The organism is Faecalibacterium sp. i25-0019-C1, from assembly GCF_042854225.1.
Taxonomy (GTDB): Bacteria; Bacillota; Clostridia; order Oscillospirales; family Ruminococcaceae; genus Faecalibacterium; species Faecalibacterium taiwanense.
Genome location: NZ_AP031428.1, coordinates 1852606 through 1870988, shown reverse-complemented (window position 1 = coordinate 1870988; position 18383 = coordinate 1852606). Strand labels below are relative to the sequence as shown.

At 53.9% G+C, this 18383-nt stretch carries 25 protein-coding genes; 22 read left to right on the top strand and 3 right to left on the bottom strand.

Features of this window, described 5'->3' with window-relative positions; translation table 11 throughout:
- Positions 1-193: 193 nt before the first annotated feature.
- The 5 genes from ACGHUK_RS09295 to ACGHUK_RS09275 all read left to right on the top strand — a co-directional run bounded on the left by ACGHUK_RS09295 (position 194) and on the right by ACGHUK_RS09275 (position 3395).
- A complete protein-coding gene (locus tag ACGHUK_RS09295; RefSeq protein WP_390574142.1) occupies positions 194-1093 on the top strand; it encodes a nucleotidyltransferase in 900 nt (299 codons plus the stop codon).
- Between the two features lie 3 nt (positions 1094-1096).
- A complete protein-coding gene (locus ACGHUK_RS09290) occupies positions 1097-1690 on the top strand; it encodes a hypothetical protein (RefSeq protein WP_390574140.1) in 594 nt (197 codons plus the stop codon).
- 72 nt (positions 1691-1762) lie between these two features.
- Complete coding sequence (locus tag ACGHUK_RS09285; RefSeq protein ID WP_390574138.1) at positions 1763-2095, top strand: hypothetical protein; 333 nt, start codon at positions 1763-1765, stop codon at positions 2093-2095.
- 119 nt (positions 2096-2214) lie between these two features.
- The gene (locus tag ACGHUK_RS09280; RefSeq protein ID WP_390574137.1) at positions 2215-2598 is read left to right on the top strand and encodes a VOC family protein; all 384 of its coding nucleotides are present in this window, start codon (positions 2215-2217) and stop codon (positions 2596-2598) included.
- 2 nt (positions 2599-2600) lie between these two features.
- A complete protein-coding gene (locus ACGHUK_RS09275) occupies positions 2601-3395 on the top strand; it encodes a hypothetical protein (RefSeq protein ID WP_390574135.1) in 795 nt (264 codons plus the stop codon).
- A gap of 120 nt (positions 3396-3515) precedes the next feature.
- Here the strand turns inward: ACGHUK_RS09275 and ACGHUK_RS09270 are convergent, their stop codons facing one another.
- Complete coding sequence (locus ACGHUK_RS09270; RefSeq protein WP_390574134.1) at positions 3516-4343, bottom strand: alpha/beta fold hydrolase; 828 nt, start codon at positions 4341-4343, stop codon at positions 3516-3518.
- 979 nt (positions 4344-5322) lie between these two features.
- Here ACGHUK_RS09270 and ACGHUK_RS09265 point away from each other — a divergent pair.
- From ACGHUK_RS09265 to ACGHUK_RS09250, 4 genes are all read left to right on the top strand, one after another.
- On the top strand, positions 5323-5718 hold the full coding sequence (locus ACGHUK_RS09265) for a plasmid mobilization protein (protein WP_390574133.1): 396 nt from the start codon (positions 5323-5325) through the stop codon (positions 5716-5718).
- Entirely contained in the window at positions 5690-7351 is a 1662-nt protein-coding gene (locus ACGHUK_RS09260) for a relaxase/mobilization nuclease domain-containing protein (RefSeq protein ID WP_390574132.1), read from the top strand. The genes ACGHUK_RS09265 and ACGHUK_RS09260 overlap by 29 nt, the downstream gene beginning before the upstream one ends.
- A gap of 104 nt (positions 7352-7455) precedes the next feature.
- Complete coding sequence (locus ACGHUK_RS09255) at positions 7456-8157, top strand: replication initiator protein A (RefSeq protein WP_390574130.1); 702 nt, start codon at positions 7456-7458, stop codon at positions 8155-8157.
- The gene (locus tag ACGHUK_RS09250) at positions 8154-8564 is read left to right on the top strand and encodes a hypothetical protein (protein ID WP_390574129.1); all 411 of its coding nucleotides are present in this window, start codon (positions 8154-8156) and stop codon (positions 8562-8564) included. The genes ACGHUK_RS09255 and ACGHUK_RS09250 overlap by 4 nt, the downstream gene beginning before the upstream one ends.
- Positions 8565-9205: 641 nt before the next feature.
- Here ACGHUK_RS09250 and ACGHUK_RS09245 read toward each other — a convergent pair.
- Positions 9206-9694 carry a helix-turn-helix transcriptional regulator gene (locus tag ACGHUK_RS09245; protein WP_187016057.1) on the bottom strand — a complete coding sequence of 163 codons (489 nt, stop codon included), beginning with the start codon at positions 9692-9694 and terminating at the stop codon, positions 9206-9208.
- 469 nt (positions 9695-10163) lie between these two features.
- On the opposite strand from ACGHUK_RS09245, the gene ACGHUK_RS09240 reads away from it, so the two are divergent.
- The 3 genes from ACGHUK_RS09240 to ACGHUK_RS09230 all read left to right on the top strand — a co-directional run bounded on the left by ACGHUK_RS09240 (position 10164) and on the right by ACGHUK_RS09230 (position 11871).
- A complete protein-coding gene (locus ACGHUK_RS09240; protein ID WP_166444379.1) occupies positions 10164-10328 on the top strand; it encodes a DUF6906 family protein in 165 nt (54 codons plus the stop codon).
- Positions 10329-10351: 23 nt separating this feature from the next.
- Positions 10352-10576, top strand: a complete 225-nt coding sequence (locus ACGHUK_RS09235; RefSeq protein ID WP_390574127.1) for a hypothetical protein — start codon at positions 10352-10354, stop codon at positions 10574-10576.
- Between the two features lie 332 nt (positions 10577-10908).
- Positions 10909-11871: a hypothetical protein gene (locus ACGHUK_RS09230; protein ID WP_390574125.1), complete on the top strand. Its 963-nt coding sequence runs from the start codon at positions 10909-10911 to the stop codon at positions 11869-11871.
- A 254-nt stretch (positions 11872-12125) separates the two neighbouring features.
- Here the strand turns inward: ACGHUK_RS09230 and ACGHUK_RS09225 are convergent, their stop codons facing one another.
- Entirely contained in the window at positions 12126-12374 is a 249-nt protein-coding gene (locus ACGHUK_RS09225) for a hypothetical protein (RefSeq protein WP_390574123.1), read from the bottom strand.
- Here ACGHUK_RS09225 and ACGHUK_RS09220 point away from each other — a divergent pair.
- From ACGHUK_RS09220 to ACGHUK_RS09175, 10 genes are read left to right on the top strand one after another with little or no spacing between them, the layout of a single operon-like run.
- The gene (locus ACGHUK_RS09220; RefSeq protein ID WP_390574122.1) at positions 12364-12759 is read left to right on the top strand and encodes a hypothetical protein; all 396 of its coding nucleotides are present in this window, start codon (positions 12364-12366) and stop codon (positions 12757-12759) included. The genes ACGHUK_RS09225 and ACGHUK_RS09220 overlap by 11 nt on opposite strands.
- A gap of 31 nt (positions 12760-12790) precedes the next feature.
- Positions 12791-13015: a helix-turn-helix transcriptional regulator gene (locus ACGHUK_RS09215; RefSeq protein ID WP_227145871.1), complete on the top strand. Its 225-nt coding sequence runs from the start codon at positions 12791-12793 to the stop codon at positions 13013-13015.
- A gap of 22 nt (positions 13016-13037) precedes the next feature.
- Complete coding sequence (locus ACGHUK_RS09210) at positions 13038-15113, top strand: Mu transposase C-terminal domain-containing protein (RefSeq protein WP_187016064.1); 2076 nt, start codon at positions 13038-13040, stop codon at positions 15111-15113.
- Between the two features lie 15 nt (positions 15114-15128).
- Entirely contained in the window at positions 15129-16109 is a 981-nt protein-coding gene (locus tag ACGHUK_RS09205) for an AAA family ATPase (RefSeq protein ID WP_187016065.1), read from the top strand.
- Between the two features lie 15 nt (positions 16110-16124).
- On the top strand, positions 16125-16319 hold the full coding sequence (locus ACGHUK_RS09200; protein ID WP_097772100.1) for a hypothetical protein: 195 nt from the start codon (positions 16125-16127) through the stop codon (positions 16317-16319).
- 37 nt (positions 16320-16356) lie between these two features.
- A complete protein-coding gene (locus ACGHUK_RS09195) occupies positions 16357-16878 on the top strand; it encodes a host-nuclease inhibitor Gam family protein (protein ID WP_005936248.1) in 522 nt (173 codons plus the stop codon).
- 17 nt (positions 16879-16895) lie between these two features.
- Entirely contained in the window at positions 16896-17351 is a 456-nt protein-coding gene (locus ACGHUK_RS09190; protein WP_390574121.1) for a regulatory protein GemA, read from the top strand.
- A complete protein-coding gene (locus tag ACGHUK_RS09185; protein WP_390574120.1) occupies positions 17344-17703 on the top strand; it encodes a translation initiation factor IF-2 in 360 nt (119 codons plus the stop codon). The genes ACGHUK_RS09190 and ACGHUK_RS09185 overlap by 8 nt, the downstream gene beginning before the upstream one ends.
- 20 nt (positions 17704-17723) lie before the next feature.
- Positions 17724-17984: a hypothetical protein gene (locus ACGHUK_RS09180; protein WP_390574118.1), complete on the top strand. Its 261-nt coding sequence runs from the start codon at positions 17724-17726 to the stop codon at positions 17982-17984.
- Positions 17985-17995: 11 nt separating this feature from the next.
- Positions 17996-18370, top strand: coding sequence for an addiction module toxin RelE (locus tag ACGHUK_RS09175; protein ID WP_390574117.1), 375 nt, complete (start codon positions 17996-17998; stop codon positions 18368-18370).
- The last annotated feature ends 13 nt before the right edge of the window (positions 18371-18383 follow it).

The following is an 18383-nucleotide window of genomic DNA, read 5'->3' as shown; positions in this document are numbered from 1 at the left end:
GACTGACTGTGTCTCTGGTGGTGCCCTGACTCTAGGGCCATGGAAAACCGTGGCTCTCGCTGCTCTAATAATCACACACCTCTACGCGGTGAGCAGCAGGCAACAATCTAAGGATTGGCTGAGATGTGAAAATCAAAGACATTGAAATTACAAGAATTATTCTTGGTTGAATATGGTGTGTAGGAGAAATTCTATGAAATACTCAGAGCAAACACTTCAAAATTGGACAGCTCCGCTATCTCAAACAGAGGAACAGAGAGCAGAGAATACCATTAAAATGATTAGAAGTGCCATCAATTCTTGCGATGAATTAAAAACGATGGATATTGATATCTTTATACAGGGATCCTATGCAAATAACACTAACGTTCGTTCGGAAAGCGATGTGGATGTTTGTGTTATGCTTAGAGATACATTTCACACAGACTATGCTCAAGGAAAAGGGAGAGAAGATTACGGGTTTAAAGCATCGGATTTTACTTTTCAAGAGTATCGTAACTTGGTGAAAAAAGCTCTCCAAGATAAATTTAGAACAGAGTATGTTTATGACGGAAACAAGTCTCTTAAAATAGATGAAAATACCTATCATGTAAAAGCAGATGTGGTTCCGTCTTTTCAATTAAGAAACTATTATTATGAGAATAGCCTGGATCCCAACAAGTACATAGAGGGTGTTTGGCTTCAAGCTAAGACAGGAGAGATAGTAAAAAACTACCCTAAAAGACATAAGGCAAATGGCATAGTCAAGAATAATAATACGAGTTATCAGTATAAGAAACTTGTTCGTATAATGAAGCATATCAAAAATGAGATGGTTGAGGACAAAAAAACAGATGGTGATAAGATAACATCGTTTTTAGTGGAGTGCCTTGTGTATCATGTGCCTAACAATGTGATAACTGGATATAGCACATGGACTGAAACGGTAAAGCAGGCAATAATATACTTGTATAATGAAATTAAAGATGGTCATCACACGGAATGGTGTGAAGTAAGTGACATGCTCTATCTATTCCGAAATAGAAAATGGACCGATGAAGATGCAAAACAATGGTTGGTTGCCGCTTGGAATTATCTTGGATATGGGGAATAGAGTATGAGCGATTCGGCAAAGAAATTTATGAGTATAAGCGTGTGGATAACGATTGTCTTATTTGTTATTCGCTGCTTAATAGATTCTAGTGGAATTGCTTTAGCAATAAATCAGCGAGAGTATCTTAATTGTAGTTATTCTATTTATGGATATGCCGGAGAAGCTATAGGTGTAACCGCGATTTTTATGGCAGTATTTAATAAATGGCTTTGGAAGAAAAAACCGTTTTATCTATTAACCGGAGAATTACCAGTTTTAGCAAAACATTATAAGGGAACAATTACTTTTGTTTGGGATGGTGTTGAACAAACAAGGAATTCAGAAATTTGGATTGATCAAACGTTTTTAAATGTATCTGTTAAACTTGGCACGAATGAAAGCACCAGTAATTCAATAACTGCGAGCATCGAAAAAGTTAATAGTGAACAGAAACTTATATACACGTATCTAAATACGCCAAGGGCTGAACTCCAAAATCGTAGTGCAATTCATTATGGAACAGCGATGCTTTGTGTAGATGATTCAAAGAAGGTAACTGGTAATTATTATACAAGCCGATTGACAAGAGGTTCTATGATGTTTCAAGCAGTCGAGTAAGGTTGATTATATTGCTAGCACTCCAACACAGTGCTATACTTAAACCATAATAAAAGGAAAGAGGCTATCACAATGCCCAGAACGAAAGGCAGCAAAAACCGTCTCAAAATCAATACCACCAACGACTACGCATCTCAGATCGCGGAGAAGCAGGAATCTATCACTTCCCTGACTGCTGAGATTGCATCCATCACTGCCAACATTGACACTTTAAAGGCTGATCTGAAAGCCAAAAAGACTGCTTTGAAGAAGGCCGAAAAAGAAGTGGCAATGCTAGAAGCGAAGAAGGCAAAGGCAGATGCTAAAGCAGCTGAAGAAGCTAAGAAGACCGAAGCGGAGGCTGTGCTGAAGAAGCTGCTGGCAAGCGGGATGAGTGCAGACGAGATTCTGGAAAAGCTGAAATAAACAAGAACCCAAAAATAAATGCCGTGTGGACAAACTGAATTCCAGAAGTTCACACGGCGTTTTTTGAAGGTTGCTGTATAGTTTGCAACGGAAATAAAAGAAATGGAGTGTGACACAAAATGAACTTATCTAAAATACACCACATTGCCATCATCGTATCTGACTACGAAGCTGCAAAGAATTTTTATGTGAACAAGCTGGGCTTCTCTGTTATCAGGGAAAACTATCGCCCGGAGCGTAAGGACTGGAAACTGGATCTGCGTGTCAATGAATACACAGAGCTGGAGATTTTCGCTGAGGAAAACCCGCCGAAGCGTGTGAACCGCCCGGAGGCCTGTGGGCTGCGTCACCTTGCATTCTGCGTAGACAGTGTGGAGCAGACGGTGAAAGAGTTGAGAGAATTAGGTATAGAATGTGAGGCGATTCGTGTGGATGATTATACTGGTAAGAAGATGACTTTCTTCCATGACCCGGATGGACTGCCGCTGGAACTGCACGAATAATTATGGGAGAGAAAAGAGCATATAAAGCCAGAAAGCCTGGCGGCGGCCGGAAAAAGTTAAAGCCGGAATACGATGCAGGGAAGAATCTGAAAGATCAGATGGATGCGGCTGTGGCGCTCTATGAGGAGGACTGCTCCCTCCAATCCATCGCCGATGTGCTAAACCTAAACCCAATCAAAGTGAGAAAGCTGCTCATCACAGCCGGTGTGTATGAATCAGAAGTGGCGGAGAAGGTACAGGACACGTTTGAGAGGTATCGAAAAACGCAGGACTATAAAACTTCCATTCTCTCAACGGCAACAGTCCTTGGCCTATCCAAAGCCTCCGTCACATCGTACCTGCCTTATGAAAAAGGCGTGTACTTTCCAAACACAGCAGATAAAGAGAAAATCAGCGTAGGAGCAGAGCGGCAGCGGAGATACAGAGCGGTAAGAAAACTGAGAACCGAGCCGACAGAAGAGCATCTGTGGGAGGTGGTTCTTCTTTATGCAGGTGTGCGTTTCAAAACGTACTCAGGTTTACCTTTTACCTATGAAATACGAAAGGGCCGGAATGGGCAATACACTAAGGAACTGTGGATCGATCGCAGAGAGAATAGTAAAAGCCTGGCGTGGAGTTCTGTGCTGCTGGCTCTGGGCAATATTAAAAAGGTAGAAGAAGTAGTTGAACGTCCTAAAGCACTGGGCGATATCCGGGGTGTGACCTATATATACGGAATGTTCTATCGGTTTGGACTGATCGACGTGCCGGATGAAGCAAAAGAAAAGATGAAGAAAGCGTTCAGCAAATCGTCCTGACACGGATGCCGCAGAGGGTGCGGAAAAGAAGCATCACCCAATGTTTGAGTCACTGCGTGAACTCCTGGAGATTATACAAAAAAGCGCCTGCGGAATGAACCACAGGCGGCTGAAATTACATTATAGCTTATTCAAAAAGTCTTCCAGAACACGGTTCCACTTTTCGGGGTACTCATAGAACATCAGGTGACCGCCCATGACGTAGGTGTCGTAACCGGGAAGCTGTGTTTCGACAAAGGGCTTTGCAATGTCCTGCCAGTGTTCAGCAACGAACATCAGGCTGGGCATCGTTGCACCGACATCTTTTGCGATTTCAAGATAGTTGGAGAACACAGCGTCGCAGAACAGTTGACGGCAGATCCAGTATGGTGTGCGGCCGGAAATATCCAGCAGATACTCCAGCTCATCAGGCTCCATCTTATGCTGGATCATGACGCCAGTCGCGTACTCGCTAAAGAACTCACGGCATCCTTCAGAAGAGGTCAGCACCTGCGTGGCAACCTGAGACAGCTCTTCAATCGTGCCCTCAGTCCACCACTTCGGGTCAGGGGAGAGCGGGAGCGGAGACATATCGATAGTCACAACGCCGCGCAGCTTGTCTTTGCCGAACTGCTGCACGTAGCTCCATGTGTCAAGGTTGCCCGTGCTCCAGCCGATCAGGACAATATCTTTGAGACCCAATGCATCAATCAGACCAGCTACATCGCGACCATGAGTCAGGTAGTCGTTGCCATCCACGGTTTTGGCAGAATAGCCTTGGCCGCGAGGATCGATAGCAATGACACGATATTCAGAGGAGAAATACTCCAGTTGGTTCTTGAAAATCTCACCAGAGAAGGTCAGGCCGGGAATGAAGACCAACGGTTTACCTTCGCCTTTTTCCAAGATATGTAACTCCACACCGGGGGCTACAGTGACATACTTGCTTTCAATACGATCTTTTGCCATGAGAAAACCTCCCAACAAAACCTATAAATCGAATTGGCTTGTCTGAATTATATATCTGGAAAAAGAGAAAAGCAATAGCTTGATAGAAACTGCACTGCTGTAATCTACAAAAATTTTCAGTGCATGAATATCAGTAACAGTTACACAATGTTAAAATAGCAATATGTCCACGATGAGCAGGCGCAACACCTGTCTGCCGCAGTATTTTTACTTTATAAGACATCTCTATGGATGACGGTAAGGTTCGATTTTGAACTTTGCCGTTTTTCTTTTTATTTTAAATTATAAATTTTTTCAGAACTGTATTCCAAAACGGCTCTGCGGATTCCTATTAGTGTAGGGGTTTTCAAAATCTTTTGTGAAACGGCTTTCCTCTAGTTTTATGAGTGGAAAATAAACAAAATCTATGTTCTAAAATTAGGTAGTTCAACAAAATTAAAAAAACTGGTTGCCATAAATCCATTTTAGATTGTTATAGGTAGAGGGGAACGTTGGAAAAATGAATTTTCTTTGAACTTTCAAAAGACCCGGTTTAAAAACACCCCTTAAAGTTTGTATAGGGTATAGGAAGTGTTTTCAAAAGTAAGCCAATTCACTACGGTATCACTGATGAAATTCCCCGATTCCTTACAAAGTCACATCGCACCTTGAAAATCGCATGAGCCACCCCAGCAGGATACCTCTGGTACTGAATGTGCATTCTGCGCGTCTTACCGGAAAATACGCCGGAGAAAATCGGGCAGGAACGGGCTGGGACAGAGTGGACGGTAGTTAAGAGCAAGATTCGCCTTTGTATACGAAACCGCTCCTACGGGCGGTTTCTCCACGCGGCATCTTGATGGGGATTGTGCTCCCCATACCCTCACATCGTGCAAAATCACATGATTTTGCCTGTTGGTGACCTGCAGAAGCAGGCCACAGCCGGAGTGCAGATGCACTGCCGGGAAAATCAAATTCTTGATTTTGGAAAGGAGACCCCATGCCACGAACAAAGAGAAAAGTGAAATCTATCGTAAAGACAAAAGTAATCTCCGCACGAGTTACAGAAACAGCATATGAACTTTTACACCGGCAGGCAGAAGATGCCGGAATGACCCTCTCTGAATTTACAGCGCAGATGCTGATGAAAGGCCGCGTGAATACCTCGTATGTGTTCTATGTCCACCCGGACGAAATTGAAGCCATCACACGGGAGTTTGCCGCCATTGGGAACAACCTGAACCAGATCGCAGCGTTCTTCAACAGCGGCGGTATCCAGTCGCGCGCTATGCTCGAAAACATCAACCATGCGATTTCCTGCATTTTTGAAATGCGGGAGCAGGTCGCAGAAATGGCAGGAAAGAACTATGGCAATCTTAAAGCACATCGTAAGTAAGAGTTCCAACTATGGCGCTGCGCTGGAATATCTGATTTTCAAGCATGACGAGATTCGGAAAGCTCCGATCCTTGACCAAAACGGAAATCGTATTATGCGGGATGAGTTTTATCTGGACGGCCTGAACTGTGAACCCTATTCTTTCGATGCGGCCTGCCAGCAGCTGAACCGCGAATATCAGAAGAACAAAAATAAGAATGAAATCAAAAGCCACCATTACATCATCAGCTTTGATCCACGGGACAACACAGAAAATTGTTTGACGGGGAAACGGGCGCAGGAGCTTGGACTGGAATACGCAAAAGTGAATTTTCCGGGGCATCAGGCTTTGGTCTGTACGCACATGGATGGTCACAACGGCAGTGGCAATATTCATGTACATATCGTAATCAACAGTTTGCGAAAACTGGATGTACCTAAGCAGCCCTTTATGGAGCGGCCCATTGACTGCAAGGCAGGGTACAAGCACCATGTGACGAACGAGTACCTGAAACACCTGCAGAAATCACTCATGGATTTGTGCCGCCGCGAATTTCTGCATCAGGTCGATTTACTGTCACCATCCAGAACGGGTGTGACCGAAGCGGAGTATTGGGCACAGCGGCGGCTGGATGAGAAAAAACAGAAAATCGAAACGGAAGGATTTACGCCCAATCCGACAAAGTTTCAAACACAGAAGCAGCTTATCCGGGATGCCGTTGCCGCTGCTCGTGAGAAAGCAATCTCGTATGAAGATTTTCAAGACATCCTGCAGGATGAATACAACATTTTCGTCAAAACCCAACGTGGACGTTACAGCTATCTGCCGCCGGAACGGAACAAGTTTATATCGGAGCGTTCCTTGGGGGACAGTTGCAAAAGAGAATGTCTGGAAGGATTCTTCATTCAGAACGCAGAGAGAAATCTACGGTACAAGGAAGAACCCATACTGATCTTTACGACCAGAACCAGACTGCGGCTCGTTGTGGACCTGCAGGAGAATGTCAAGGTACAGGAAAATCTGGCCTATGCACTAAAGGTCAAAATCAGTAATCTGCAGAAAATGGCTGAAACGCTGGTATGGGTGCAGGAAAACAACATCAACGACCTGACGGAACTGAACAATCTGTGTAAGACAGCACAGGCCAACACGCAGGCAGCGTATGAACGGCTGTCACAGGCGGAGGATGAACTGTATAAAACCAATGAACAGATTCATTATGCGGGGCAGTACCTTTCCACAAAAGAGGTCCAGCAGCAATTTACGAAAGCAATTTTCAAGAAAAAATTCCGCGCAGAGCATTCCAAGGAATTGGATGCCTATGCGGAATCCGTGAAATATTTCCGGGAAGAAAACGATGGAAAGCTGCCATCGCTGAAATCCTTGAAAAAACGGAAAGAAGAACTGACGAACGAAATCGCGGAGAGGAAAAAGGCGTATGCTCCTTTGAAAGAAGAATCCCGGCGTCTGGAAATTGCATCGGATAATGTGTACAGCATCTTCCGAAAAACCAATGAGATGAAATCTGACCTTGCATGGAAACGCGAGTGGGAGGCCAAAGTCCGCGAAAAGGCAAGGCAGGAGCAGGCTCGACAGGAACAGCGCGAGCGTCAACCGAAACGCAAGAAGCGCAGCTATGATATGAGCCTGTAATCAGCAGGGTCTTCCACCCCGCACCCCGGAACCCTGCCGGATGCGTAAGCCCGTGCAGGACTTTCCCATTCGGCAGGGACTTTTGAAAACGATTAGGAGGAAGTTTGAGTAAAGAGTACATCAAGGCACAAACCCCACTACCCGCTTATTTCCCTTATCCGAAATTTCTGCTGCAGATGAGCCTTTCCCATACGGCACGGCTGACCTATGTTCTGCTGCTGGACCGCATGACCCTTTCCCAGAAGAACAGCTGGGTGGATGCACAAGGCCGGGCATATGTGCTCTATCCGCTGGCAAGGTTGGCGGCAGATCTGCAGAGCAGTATTTCCAGTGTCACCCGCGCTCTGCGGGAGCTGGAAGCCGCACGGCTGATCGAACGGCGGTCCAATGGCTTTTCCAAGCCCAATCAGATATTTCTCGGCGTTCCTCAGACTGTGCAGAAATGCGCAATCGGGATGGTCAAAAATGAGCAGCCTGATTGCGCAAAAGTGAGCAATACGATTACGCAAAACTGCACACCTAACCAAATAAATAAGAACGACCTGAGATGGAACAAAATAAATAGAACCAAAGAAGCATATGGGCGGTATCAGAATGTTTTTCTGGAAAATTATTCGGAATTGAAAATCGAAATTGCAGAGTTGGATGTTCTGATTGAAGACCTTTCAGCCTATATGCGGTCTACAGGCAGGAAGTACGCAGACCATGCGGCGACCCTGCGTAGCTGGTCAGCACGGAAGAAAAGACAACAGAAACCGGGAACAGGCATCCCGGACTATACCTACAATGAGGAGGAAAGTTTATGACGGAAACGATTCAAACAGCGATGGATAGGCTTATGACGACCGCTGCAGAACCGCAGGATTACATTGCAGAAGATGGGCTGCTGTACTGCGGCAGCTGCAATACCCCCAAGGAAGCGTTCTTCCCAAACGGAAGAATGCTGTTTGGGCGTGACCGCCATCCGGCTGAATGCCAGTGCCGACAAGAAGCCAGGGAAAAGCAGGAGGAAGAAGAGCGGGCAAGGCTGCATCACGAGAACGTGCGGCGGTTGAAGCTGCAGGGCTTTACCGACTGGGCGATGCAGCACTGGACATTTGAAAACGATCATGGGCAGAACCCACAGATGCATCTGGCGCAGCGGTATGTGGACTATTGGCCGGAAATGCGGGGAAAGTGTGGGGAGACAGGATATTTGAGAAATGCGGGATAAGGCGGGATGAGGGGGGAGACGGCGGGAAAACCCTTGAAATACGCGGGAAACGGCGACTTTCGGCGCGGGACGGAGGCGCGAATTATCAACAATCTTGAGATGAGGATGCGTCGGCGGCGGTCGGCGCTTTTTTCGCGCCCACGAGGCCGCACAACGGCGGCGGCGCGGCGAGGCGCATACATACGCAAAATGCGAAGAAGCCCCGGAAACGCCCGTATAACGGCATTTCTGAGGCTTTTAGATGGCATGAGCCGCTCGGCCCCGTCCCGGAAGTCACAGCAGCAGACCAAGAGGACGAGAGCTTCGCGGCTCATGCTGCTATTGTAGCAGACGCGGCGGCGGATTGCAAGAGGGGCAAGCGTGCTAACGGAGCGTTAGAGCGTGCGAATTTTTGGGAAAACGGGGCTTTTCGGCGCGGATCGGTGGGGATTAGGGCGTGCGCTGGCCGTGCGAGGCGTGCGCGGCGGGGCGGCGAACCGGGCCAAAACAGGCGGCGAGCAATTCTACATTTCGGTCAAAACTGCGAAAAGCTGTAGAATTGCCCTGTTTTCAATGGTTTCGGGCGTTTTGCGAGTGCGGCGCGGGCGTTTTTCAATTCTACAGAAAACAGATTTACAACTAAATCAAAACAGCGCAAAAAATCAAGCGGTTCCACCTTGGGCTTCAGCGTCCTCGGCGGTGCCGCTTTTTGTTGCGGAGCTGCCGTTGTGATACGTCCAGTAAATAGACTCTTTTTTCCGTTCGACGTGCTTTCGATATTTGAGATGAACGAGGTCAAAAATGTCCTCCTGTTGCTCCTCCGGCAAGAGGCGATACATGGCGATCAGATCGGCCTCCTCGTCCTCCAACGGCGAACCGTCGCAGGTCAGACCTTGTTCTTGCTTGAGGTGCTCGAAAGCCGCATTGCGGTCATTCTCCTGTGCAGTCTCCGAACAGCTACGCCCAAAGACGAGATAGTCCAGAGAGATTTGTAGATATTCGGAGACAAGGACGAGCTTGTCGAGGCGGGGGCTCTGTTCACCCCACCGCTTTATAGTACCATTTCCGAGACCACACTCACGCTCGACGCGCTTGAAATTACTGCCCTTTTCCTTTATGGCCTGTTCAATTCTATCAACTAATTCGGACATAAAATGCCTCCCGTCAAAAAGTAGATTTTCAGAGACTTTCCGCTTGACAAGTAGCCAAACGGAGACTATAATAGGGGTGTAACCTGATTTAAGTATAAAGCAAGTAAATCATAGCACACCCCGACCGAAAATGAAATAGCAAATCGGCGAACGGTAGAGTAAAAGCGAGCGGCGAGGGTCTTCCCCCCTTACTTCAATTCATTCCCGGCGTTACAAATTGGGCAAAGCACCACACGGCGGACGCCTCGCCGCCGTATGGGAGTACCGCAAGAGCAGCACCGATGCTTCGAAAGTTTACAAACCGAAGCATAGCGAAAGAAGTCGAGAGAGCTTGCGCGGTTGGAATCGGCAGGTGTTGGCGCACCGCAGATCCTTTTAGAGGAAGTCGTTCTGATTCTCATTTCTCAGCGACCCTCGCCGTTCACTTTTACTCTACCACAAACGCCGAGAAAAGGAAAGGAGGCAGATCATGAGACGCGGCAAGAAGCCCACCCGCAAGCAGAAGATCCGGCTCGGGCAAGCGGGCCTCGCCCCGGAGAACTGGCTGGTCGTGAAGCAGAAAGCAAACGGCGAGCTAATCATTTTGAACAAGTACCACGACACGATCCGCGTCATCCCGCCACTGGCCGGATGAGCTTTGCAGGAAGGAGCAGCAGCATGAAGGAGCAACCGCACATCTGCCCGCTGTGTGGGCGAGCATACGACGAGCCGCCCGCGCTGTCGCGAGTGGACAACCAGACAGACATCTGCCCGAGTTGCGGCATGATGGAGGCACTGGCGGCCATGCCGAGGCGGGAAACGCCACAGGATCGGACGCGGCGGGCCGTGTACGCCACGGGCAACCGCTGGGCGATTGAGAACTTTGAAGCGACCCACCACTAAGCCGAAACGCCCGGAAGGGCGTCACCGGGAACTGCCCCACCCGGTCTGAAGATGGCAGGGCAGAAAGGAATGACGGCAGCATGAGAAAGATCAAGAAGATCAACGGCTTCCTCGTGGTCAAGTTCAACGACCGCGAGAAGCGCGAGTACGAGGGCACGGCCCTCGGAGAGTACGGCGTGATCGACGCGGAGGTCTACACGGGCAATCTGGACATCGACCGGGGCGCGATGGAGTACGACGACGCGGACACGCTGGAGGTGGCCGTGGAGCTGGCACGGGGGCTGGAGTCCGAGGAGGACATCACGGACGAGCCGCCCACCTACACCGCCGCCGTGGAAACGAATGAGAGCTATACCGAGGAGGCGGTGGAGCCCGCCGCCCTGATTGAGGGCTGGACGCGCCGCCTTGCTACGCAGGTCAAGAGCAAGCACTACCCCGACACCGACCCGCGCACCGCCGCGCACGAGCTTTACGGCTTCAAGATGGCGCTGCATCAGATCGGCTTCCTGCCGGAGAGCGAGGTCATCACCGACCCGGACACCTTCGGCGCAGGACGGCTGGACGGCCCCATGCCGCGCAACCCCGAAGAGCTGCTGGCGTTCGTGTGCGACGAACGGTGCAAGAACCGGGCCGGACACACGCAGGAGGAGCTGGACGCCATTTGCGCGAAGTGCCCGCTGGGACAGCTCTACGAGGACGCGGAGGCACAAGACCTGCGCATCCGGGAACGGAGCGAGCGAGCGCTGCGGGAGCACATCGAGGGCGTGAGGCACGCTGAGGACACCGTGACCGCCATGCTTGGCGGGCATGAGGCGCTGGCCTACCTTGCGGCGCTGCGGGACGGACAGATCCTGCAGGAGAACGAGTGCGAGCACTATGCGGCGCAGATCGCCGAGGCGGGCGCAGCGTGGGAGACGGTGCTGGAGGGCGTGAGCTTTGAAGACCTCTCCCGGCTGCGGCACCTGCTGCGGGAGGTGGACGAATACACCAAGTACGGCGGCGAGCTGTTCAACGGCTTCCAGCACGAGACAGAGCGCATCCCGGCGCATCGGCTGGAGGAGCTCCACCAGCTCGGGACGGCGCTTCTCGGCGAGTGCCCGGAGAACGACTGCACGATCTACCGCAACGTGTTCCGCATGGCGGTCGACGTCGACGGGCAGATGGGCAAGCTGACGGGCCACGCGAGGGAGACGATGCAGCGGGAGTATGAGCGGCTGCTCCGGGAGCTGAACCACCTCTACACCATGAACCACGCGGTGAAGAAATACCGGGAGGCGCAGCATGACAGGACTTGAACTGCTCAAGGCCCCGGAGGCCACGGCGGGCGAGATCGCGGACATCATCTCCGCACCGTGCCCGCCCACCATCCCCGCCCACTGCGACGGCGTGAGCTGCTGCGCGTGCTGGCTGGCATGGCTGACGGGCGAGCCGCCCGAAGAGAAAGGGCCGTCCGATGAACAGACGGCCCCGTGCGGAGGGTGCCCCTTACAGGGCAAAAAGCGCGAGCTTATTCAGCTCGGCAGACTTCTCAAAGAGGTCGGGGAATACGTCAACTCCTCTCCTTCTCGTACTTCGCAATCGCGGTAGCTGCAACTACCGCGATCAGCGAGAGAAGGCTCGAGGCGATCTCGGCATCCTCGGAAAACCGCTCCGGGAACCGAGCCTTCACTTCATCGACAACCTCTTTAGAGAATTTCTGCACATCAATCACAGACAACACCCCCTCCCCGGGCAGTGGCCCAGCTCCATTATACACGATCGGGAGGGCAAAGGAAAGGAGCAGCAGAATGTTCAGCACAGAAGACCTCAAGACCGCGATCGGCGCGACCGTCATCGCACGGCGAAACGCGGCGGCGCGGCTGCGGGAGGCGGGCAACCCCCGCGACCCGTTCCGGGCGCTGCCGGGGATGGAGCAGCAATTCTTTGAAGCGGCGCAGAGCGTGCGCAGCTACGACCTCGTTCTCAACTTACTTGAGAGAGAAGTGAGGCGGGAGGCGCGAAAGCGTGCGGGGCGCACGGCGCAAAGCGCGGCGGCGTTCCTCATCACAGCGGGACTCATCATCCTCGCGACGCTGGGCTTCGCGGCGGCGCTGCTGCTGATGCGCTGCCCCGTCCCCGCCGTGAGCGTCACCGCGTTCATAGGCGTGGCGGTCTCGCTGGGCTGGGCGGTCATTCGGAAGTAAGTCTAAGAACGATGGGAAAGGAGGGCAAGCGATGAGAGGCCCGAAGAAACGGCTGACGCCGTTCGGGAAGATGGTGGTGAAGGCGCTGGCTGACCGGGACATGAGTCGGGCGGAGCTGGCGGCCACGGTGGGCACAAGCCCGCAGTATATGAGTTACATCCTGAACGGGACACGCTCCGGCGAGAAGTACCTCCCAGCGATCATCGCCACCCTCGCGCTCGACCCGAAGAAGGCGGAGCGGGCGATCGCGGCATGACGCACGGAAGGGAGGGAACGGAGTGCCGGACGTATTCATCACGCTGGAGGAGGCAGCGGCTTTTGAAAGCGTCAGCTACAAGACTTTGACGCAACGCATCTATCGCAATCCTCAGCAGTACAAAACGAAGTCACAGGCCCGGGAGGGCGGCGGCAAGGATCAGGTGTTGATCTCGACAAGCTCCCTCTCGGCAAAGGCGCGGAAGGCATGGCGAGCCGCGCAGAAGGTGGAAGGGAGTGAGGTCATCATAGACAAGAGAGCACAGGAGGCCGTGCCGTGGTACGTCACCGCCGACCTGAACCAGTACACGGAGGCGAACAAGAAGCGCTTCTATGAGGCGGTAGAGCTGGCGGCGCGGGTGCAGGACTTCATCGACTATGACGGCCCTGACCGCACGGGCTACGCCGAGCGGTACGCGCTGGGGCTGGGAATCAGCCCGCAGAGCCTGTACCGCTACATGAAGAACGTGCTGGAGGCGAACGCATGGGCGCTGAAGCTGGAGAAGGAAGACGGCAAGAGCCGGGACTACTTCCGAGCGCTGGCGCTGTGCCGGAAGCCAAAGGAGACGGGTACGTTCCCGAGCTTGACGGACGAGCAGAAGGCGATCATTGAGAACATCTGGTTCGACAAGCGGTTCGCGGCGAACCTCGGCACGATCGAGATGCTCTATGAACGGTTTGAGCTGGAGGCGGAGCGGCGGGAGTGGGAGGAGTATCCCTCCATCAAGACGGTGGCCCGGTACATCAAGTTCCTCATGGGACAGCGGGGTGCGGAGTCTGCCCGGTTCCTCGCCGCCAATGGGACGCGGGAGTGGAAGAACAAGCGGATGATGAAGGGCAAGCGCGACGCGACGAGCCTTCAAGTCATGGAGTATGTTGTTGGCGACGAGCACACCTTCGACTTTTGGGTGCAGTGGACGGCCCCGAACGGCAAGATCAAGGCCGTGCGCCCGAAGCTGGTTGCGTGGCTGGATATGCGCTCCCGCGCTATCATCGGCGATGTAGCGTGCGTCAACGCCAATTCGCAGACGCTGAAGGAGTCGCTGGTCAAAATGATCTACAGCAATCCGGGCGGCGTTCCCCACATCCTGCACGTCGACAACGGCAAGGATTATACTGCCAAGGCCATGACCGGACAGAACCGCAAGCACCGCAAAATCGACCTTGACTTCGCGTTTGACTCGGAAACGGTCGGCTTCTATCAGAGCATCGGCATCCAAGAGGTCGGACGCTCGCTGCCGTATCAGCCTTGGGACAAACCGATCGAACGCTTCTTCTCCACGGTCTGCTCGAAATTCTCCAAGTGGTTTGAGAGCTACACGGGCACGCTGACAGGCTCGAAGACCTACGCCAAGCGGCAGAAGGACATCGACCAGATGCTGGAGCGCGGGGAGCTGCTGACGATGGAGGAGTTCTTCGAAGTCTGGACGGAGTGGAAGAACACCAAGTATCACACCCGCAAGCATCGCGGCCTGAGCGACGCGGGCGAGAAATGGGTTACGCCGATCGAGATGTTCGAGAACGGCCCACGCTATGAAAAGGCAGCTCCACCCCGAGAGTACGCGGCGATGCTGCTGATGAAGGCGGCGACCGCCCGCGTCACAAACCAAGGCATCAACAAGTTCGGCACACTCTACACGGACACGGAGCTCGCCTACTACGTCAATCAGAAAGTCAACATCAAGTGGGACATCGACGATGTCACCAAGCTCTATGTGTACGACATGGACGGCAAGAAGATCTGTGAGGCGGTGTCCGCCGAGCTGCTCGCCTTCGGCCCGCATTGTTCTCAGGCGGCGCTGGAGAAGCATCTGCGAGATCAGAAACGAAACGAGCGAGAGGTCAGGGAGTATCTGGAGGAGCGAGTCCGCCCTTACGAGCTGCGGCTCGAGGACGGCGCAAGGCCCTCGGATGCAGTGGGCATGATCGACCTGACCATCAAGGCCACGCCGAGCCAGAAGCTGGTCTCCCTGCCCAAGGACAGAATGTTCCGATCGGAACAGGCAAGCAAGGCGAGCCGGAAGAAGGTCACGGACGACACCTTCCTCAACGCCAAAGGCGACAAGGCGCTCTCCCTTTTGAGAGCGATGAACGAATAATAACGGAGGTACATCATGGAAGTTACAGCAGCAGAGCGCACCACAATCTACACCAACATCAGCCCCCTCGCGCAGCGCGTGAACAACTACATCCAGACGCAGCACTCAAGCATCGCGGCGGTCGCCAAGGACATCGGCTACAGCCGCACCACCGTCTCCCGGTATCTCACGGGCAAATATGACAGCAACCCGAACGACCTTGAGAGCAAGCTGACGGACTTCCTCACCCGGCAGACGGGCGAGGCGGTCGACCTGACGACGCCGTTGGCGGAGTCGGAGGGCAAGACGTGGCAGACGCCCGTATTCTTTGAGAGCCGGGACGCGAAGGCCGTGCTCGGTGTATGCCAGAGCTGTCAGGAGTACATTGGCCTCGGCATCGTAGTCGCCCGCAGCGGCTACGGCAAGACCTACGCCCTGCGGCAGTACGCGAAGCTCTCCCGCGTGGCCTACATCGAGTGCGACGACACCATGAGCAGCCGCGACCTTGTGGAGGCGATTGAACGGAGCATCGGGCTCCCAAACGGCTACGGCACGATCTGGCGCAGGGTGAACGGCATCCGGGAGTTCTTCAACACGAACAAGGGATACCTGCTGATCATTGACGAGGCGGACAAGCTGGTGAGCAAGTACACACAGAAGAAAATGGAGATCCTGCGGGCGGTGTTCGATCAGAGCGACGTGGGTCTTGTGATCGCGGGCGAGCCGAAACTGGAGGCGCAGATCAAGACCTACCTCGTGCGTATGGCGAACCGGGTGGACTTCTACGCCTCGCTGCGGGGCCTCTCCCCCTCGGAGGTGGAGGGCTATCTCACGGACTTCCAGATCGAGCCGGAGGCGCTGGTGGAGTTGAAAGCGCGGGCGTGCAATATGCAGACCGGGTGCTTCCGACTGCTCGACCGCACGCTCTCTAACGTCCGACGCATCCTCAAGGAGACGGGCGAGGAGACGGTGACGGTGAAGACCATAGCACAGGCGTCGTCCATGATGATGCTTTGAGGAGGGACAGCGAATATGAGAATAGAACGCATCAGCGGAGCGATCCTCATCCTGCTCTCCGGCGTGCTGCTCCTGATGGCGGCCTATGGCGGGACGCCGGAGGATCGGGACGCGACAGCGATCCTCCTGACGCTGCCGATGGGTCTTGTGGCACTGTTCACCGAGATCCCGGAGCGCGGCAAGCGCACCAAGCGAGACTACCGGGCGTAAAGCCCGCAACATTAACAAATTGAAAGGAGCCGCAAACATGGCAAGGAAACGAGTAGTCGAGGCCCCGAGCCTCCATTCATGGGAGGACGTGAACGACGCCCTCCGTCAGATCGCCGAGGCGCAGATCGCGCTGGGCGAGATCCAGAGCGATATGCAGAAGCAAATCTTAGGGGCACAGAAGGTCGCCGAGGAGCAGAGCAAGCCGCTCAACGACAATGTGGCCAAGTTGGAGCGCGAGATCAAGAGCTTCGTCACCGACCACAGGGACGAGATGGGCAAGACGAAGTCGGTGGTGCTGACGTTCGGCGAGGTAGGCTTCCGGCTCTCCACATCCGTCTCGCTGCCCCGGGCGAAGGAGAAGCTGGAGGAGATCATCCGCCGTCTCAAGTCCCGCCAGATGACGGACTGCATCGTGGTGGAAGAGAAGGTCAGCAAGGAGGCTCTGAAGAAGTACGGCGAGGACACAGTGAACGCCGTGGGCGCAACGTGGAAACAGAGCGACGTGTTCGGCTATGAGGTGAACATCGCCAAGCTGGAGCAGATCAAGGCGGGCAACTGAGGAAGGGGGCTCACGGAATGACAGCAGCAAGGACTGGGCGCAAACAGCCCTCCATCCGCACGCTGTGGGCGATCGCGAAGTCGCCGGAGCTGCACCTCACGGACGAAGACCTGCACGCGGTTGTCTACCGCGAGACAGGCAAGGAGTCCATGAAGATGCTGACGCAGGGCGAGGTCAACACTGTTGCTCGCGTGCTGCAGAACATGAAGGACAGTGTGAGTCGGAGCGTGCGGGACAAGCGCACGGACACGGGCGGCGACATCCGCACCACCGCACAGCGCCGGAAGATCTACGCGCTGTGCGAGGCGCTGGGCTGGAATGACGACCCGCGCCGCATTCAAGGCTTCGTCAAGCGCGTGGCCCATGTCGACCGCATCGAATGGCTGAACATAGCGCAATGCGAGAAGGTCATCGAGGGCCTCAAGGCGATCCTTGCCAGAGAGCAGCGGAAGGGGGCCGGGCGGGATGGATAACGAGAACCAGCGGGAGCTCGATGTCCTGGCCGCGCTGGAAGGCATCCACCGGATGCAAGAGAGCATCCGGGACACGGAGCTGGACATAGTGGTGGAGACCGGGATCATCTTCCTCCGCTTGCACTATCAGCGGCTCCCGCCCGGAGTGGCCCGCCGTCTGACGGAGATCTCGCCCCGGGACGTGGCGGAGGTGTCGGAGGTCATCCGGGAGAATGGCGCGACGCCGGAGCAGCGGCGAAGCCTGGGCGACCGACTGGCGAGCGACGCAGCCGTCGCCCAGGTCATCCGGGCGGCGAATGTCTACCGGGATCGGCTGGGCTACGGCCCGATCGAGTCGGAGGTGGAGGCGTGAGCGGGCGGAAGGCTGGGGCGATGGGGCTCGTCGAGAGGCTCGCCGCCGTCCTGGCCGTGAACGAGATCGTCCGATCCCGGCGCTTCCTGGGAGAGAACACCAGCAAGGAAGACCGCGAGGAGCTGCTCAAGCTCACGACCTCCGAGCTCACCTCGACGGCCCAGGTGCTCGCCTCCGCCGTGCATCTCCGGCAGCAGGTGGAGACGGCGGAGTTCACGCGGGCCCTCATAGAGCAGCAGAAGGCCGCGCAGCAGCCCCCAGGCGGGCCGCTTGCGTGTTAAGGGGGGACGGTATGCCGACGAAGAAGAAACGCCTCACGCAGCGGGAGAAGGCCGAGCGTGCGGCGATCAAGAAGCAGCTCCAAGCGGACGGCGTTCTCCCACCTGATAAGCCCCGGCTCAACCGCAAGAAGTTCGCCCGGGAGGTGTGGAAGGATTTCAGCGAGATGGATGTCTACACCGCAGATTTCTACCTCCGCAAGGCGATCATGGCAACGGTGGGGCCGGAGCTGCACGAAGTGACATCGGAGCAGGTTGGCATCCTGAAGCTGATGAAGCTGGCGGTGGAGACCGATCGGTTCATGCAGCAACTCAAAAAAGAGGGGCGCGAGCAATACAGCATCGGGGAGTATGTCGAGAAGGTCTACAACCCGGTCATGAATTTATAGGAGGATTCACATC

What these genes read in the sequence shown, in the direction of transcription:
- ACGHUK_RS09185 (WP_390574120.1), top strand. Translation starts at nt 17,344, where the DNA reads ATGGATAACGAGAACCAGCGGGAGCTCGATGTCCTGGCCGCGCTGGAA.
- ACGHUK_RS09290 (WP_390574140.1), top strand. Translation starts at nt 1,097, where the DNA reads ATGAGCGATTCGGCAAAGAAATTTATGAGTATAAGCGTGTGGATAACG.
- ACGHUK_RS09195 (WP_005936248.1), top strand. Translation starts at nt 16,357, where the DNA reads ATGGCAAGGAAACGAGTAGTCGAGGCCCCGAGCCTCCATTCATGGGAG.
- ACGHUK_RS09285 (WP_390574138.1), top strand. Translation starts at nt 1,763, where the DNA reads ATGCCCAGAACGAAAGGCAGCAAAAACCGTCTCAAAATCAATACCACC.
- ACGHUK_RS09250 (WP_390574129.1), top strand. Translation starts at nt 8,154, where the DNA reads ATGACGGAAACGATTCAAACAGCGATGGATAGGCTTATGACGACCGCT.
- ACGHUK_RS09270 (WP_390574134.1), bottom strand. Translation starts at nt 4,343, where the DNA reads ATGGCAAAAGATCGTATTGAAAGCAAGTATGTCACTGTAGCCCCCGGT.
- ACGHUK_RS09260 (WP_390574132.1), top strand. Translation starts at nt 5,690, where the DNA reads ATGGCAATCTTAAAGCACATCGTAAGTAAGAGTTCCAACTATGGCGCT.
- ACGHUK_RS09220 (WP_390574122.1), top strand. Translation starts at nt 12,364, where the DNA reads ATGTTCAGCACAGAAGACCTCAAGACCGCGATCGGCGCGACCGTCATC.
- ACGHUK_RS09200 (WP_097772100.1), top strand. Translation starts at nt 16,125, where the DNA reads ATGAGAATAGAACGCATCAGCGGAGCGATCCTCATCCTGCTCTCCGGC.
- ACGHUK_RS09245 (WP_187016057.1), bottom strand. Translation starts at nt 9,694, where the DNA reads ATGTCCGAATTAGTTGATAGAATTGAACAGGCCATAAAGGAAAAGGGC.
- ACGHUK_RS09265 (WP_390574133.1), top strand. Translation starts at nt 5,323, where the DNA reads ATGCCACGAACAAAGAGAAAAGTGAAATCTATCGTAAAGACAAAAGTA.
- ACGHUK_RS09240 (WP_166444379.1), top strand. Translation starts at nt 10,164, where the DNA reads ATGAGACGCGGCAAGAAGCCCACCCGCAAGCAGAAGATCCGGCTCGGG.
- ACGHUK_RS09205 (WP_187016065.1), top strand. Translation starts at nt 15,129, where the DNA reads ATGGAAGTTACAGCAGCAGAGCGCACCACAATCTACACCAACATCAGC.
- ACGHUK_RS09180 (WP_390574118.1), top strand. Translation starts at nt 17,724, where the DNA reads ATGGGGCTCGTCGAGAGGCTCGCCGCCGTCCTGGCCGTGAACGAGATC.
- ACGHUK_RS09280 (WP_390574137.1), top strand. Translation starts at nt 2,215, where the DNA reads ATGAACTTATCTAAAATACACCACATTGCCATCATCGTATCTGACTAC.
- ACGHUK_RS09235 (WP_390574127.1), top strand. Translation starts at nt 10,352, where the DNA reads ATGAAGGAGCAACCGCACATCTGCCCGCTGTGTGGGCGAGCATACGAC.
- ACGHUK_RS09175 (WP_390574117.1), top strand. Translation starts at nt 17,996, where the DNA reads ATGCCGACGAAGAAGAAACGCCTCACGCAGCGGGAGAAGGCCGAGCGT.
- ACGHUK_RS09295 (WP_390574142.1), top strand. Translation starts at nt 194, where the DNA reads ATGAAATACTCAGAGCAAACACTTCAAAATTGGACAGCTCCGCTATCT.
- ACGHUK_RS09275 (WP_390574135.1), top strand. Translation starts at nt 2,601, where the DNA reads ATGGGAGAGAAAAGAGCATATAAAGCCAGAAAGCCTGGCGGCGGCCGG.
- ACGHUK_RS09190 (WP_390574121.1), top strand. Translation starts at nt 16,896, where the DNA reads ATGACAGCAGCAAGGACTGGGCGCAAACAGCCCTCCATCCGCACGCTG.
- ACGHUK_RS09215 (WP_227145871.1), top strand. Translation starts at nt 12,791, where the DNA reads ATGAGAGGCCCGAAGAAACGGCTGACGCCGTTCGGGAAGATGGTGGTG.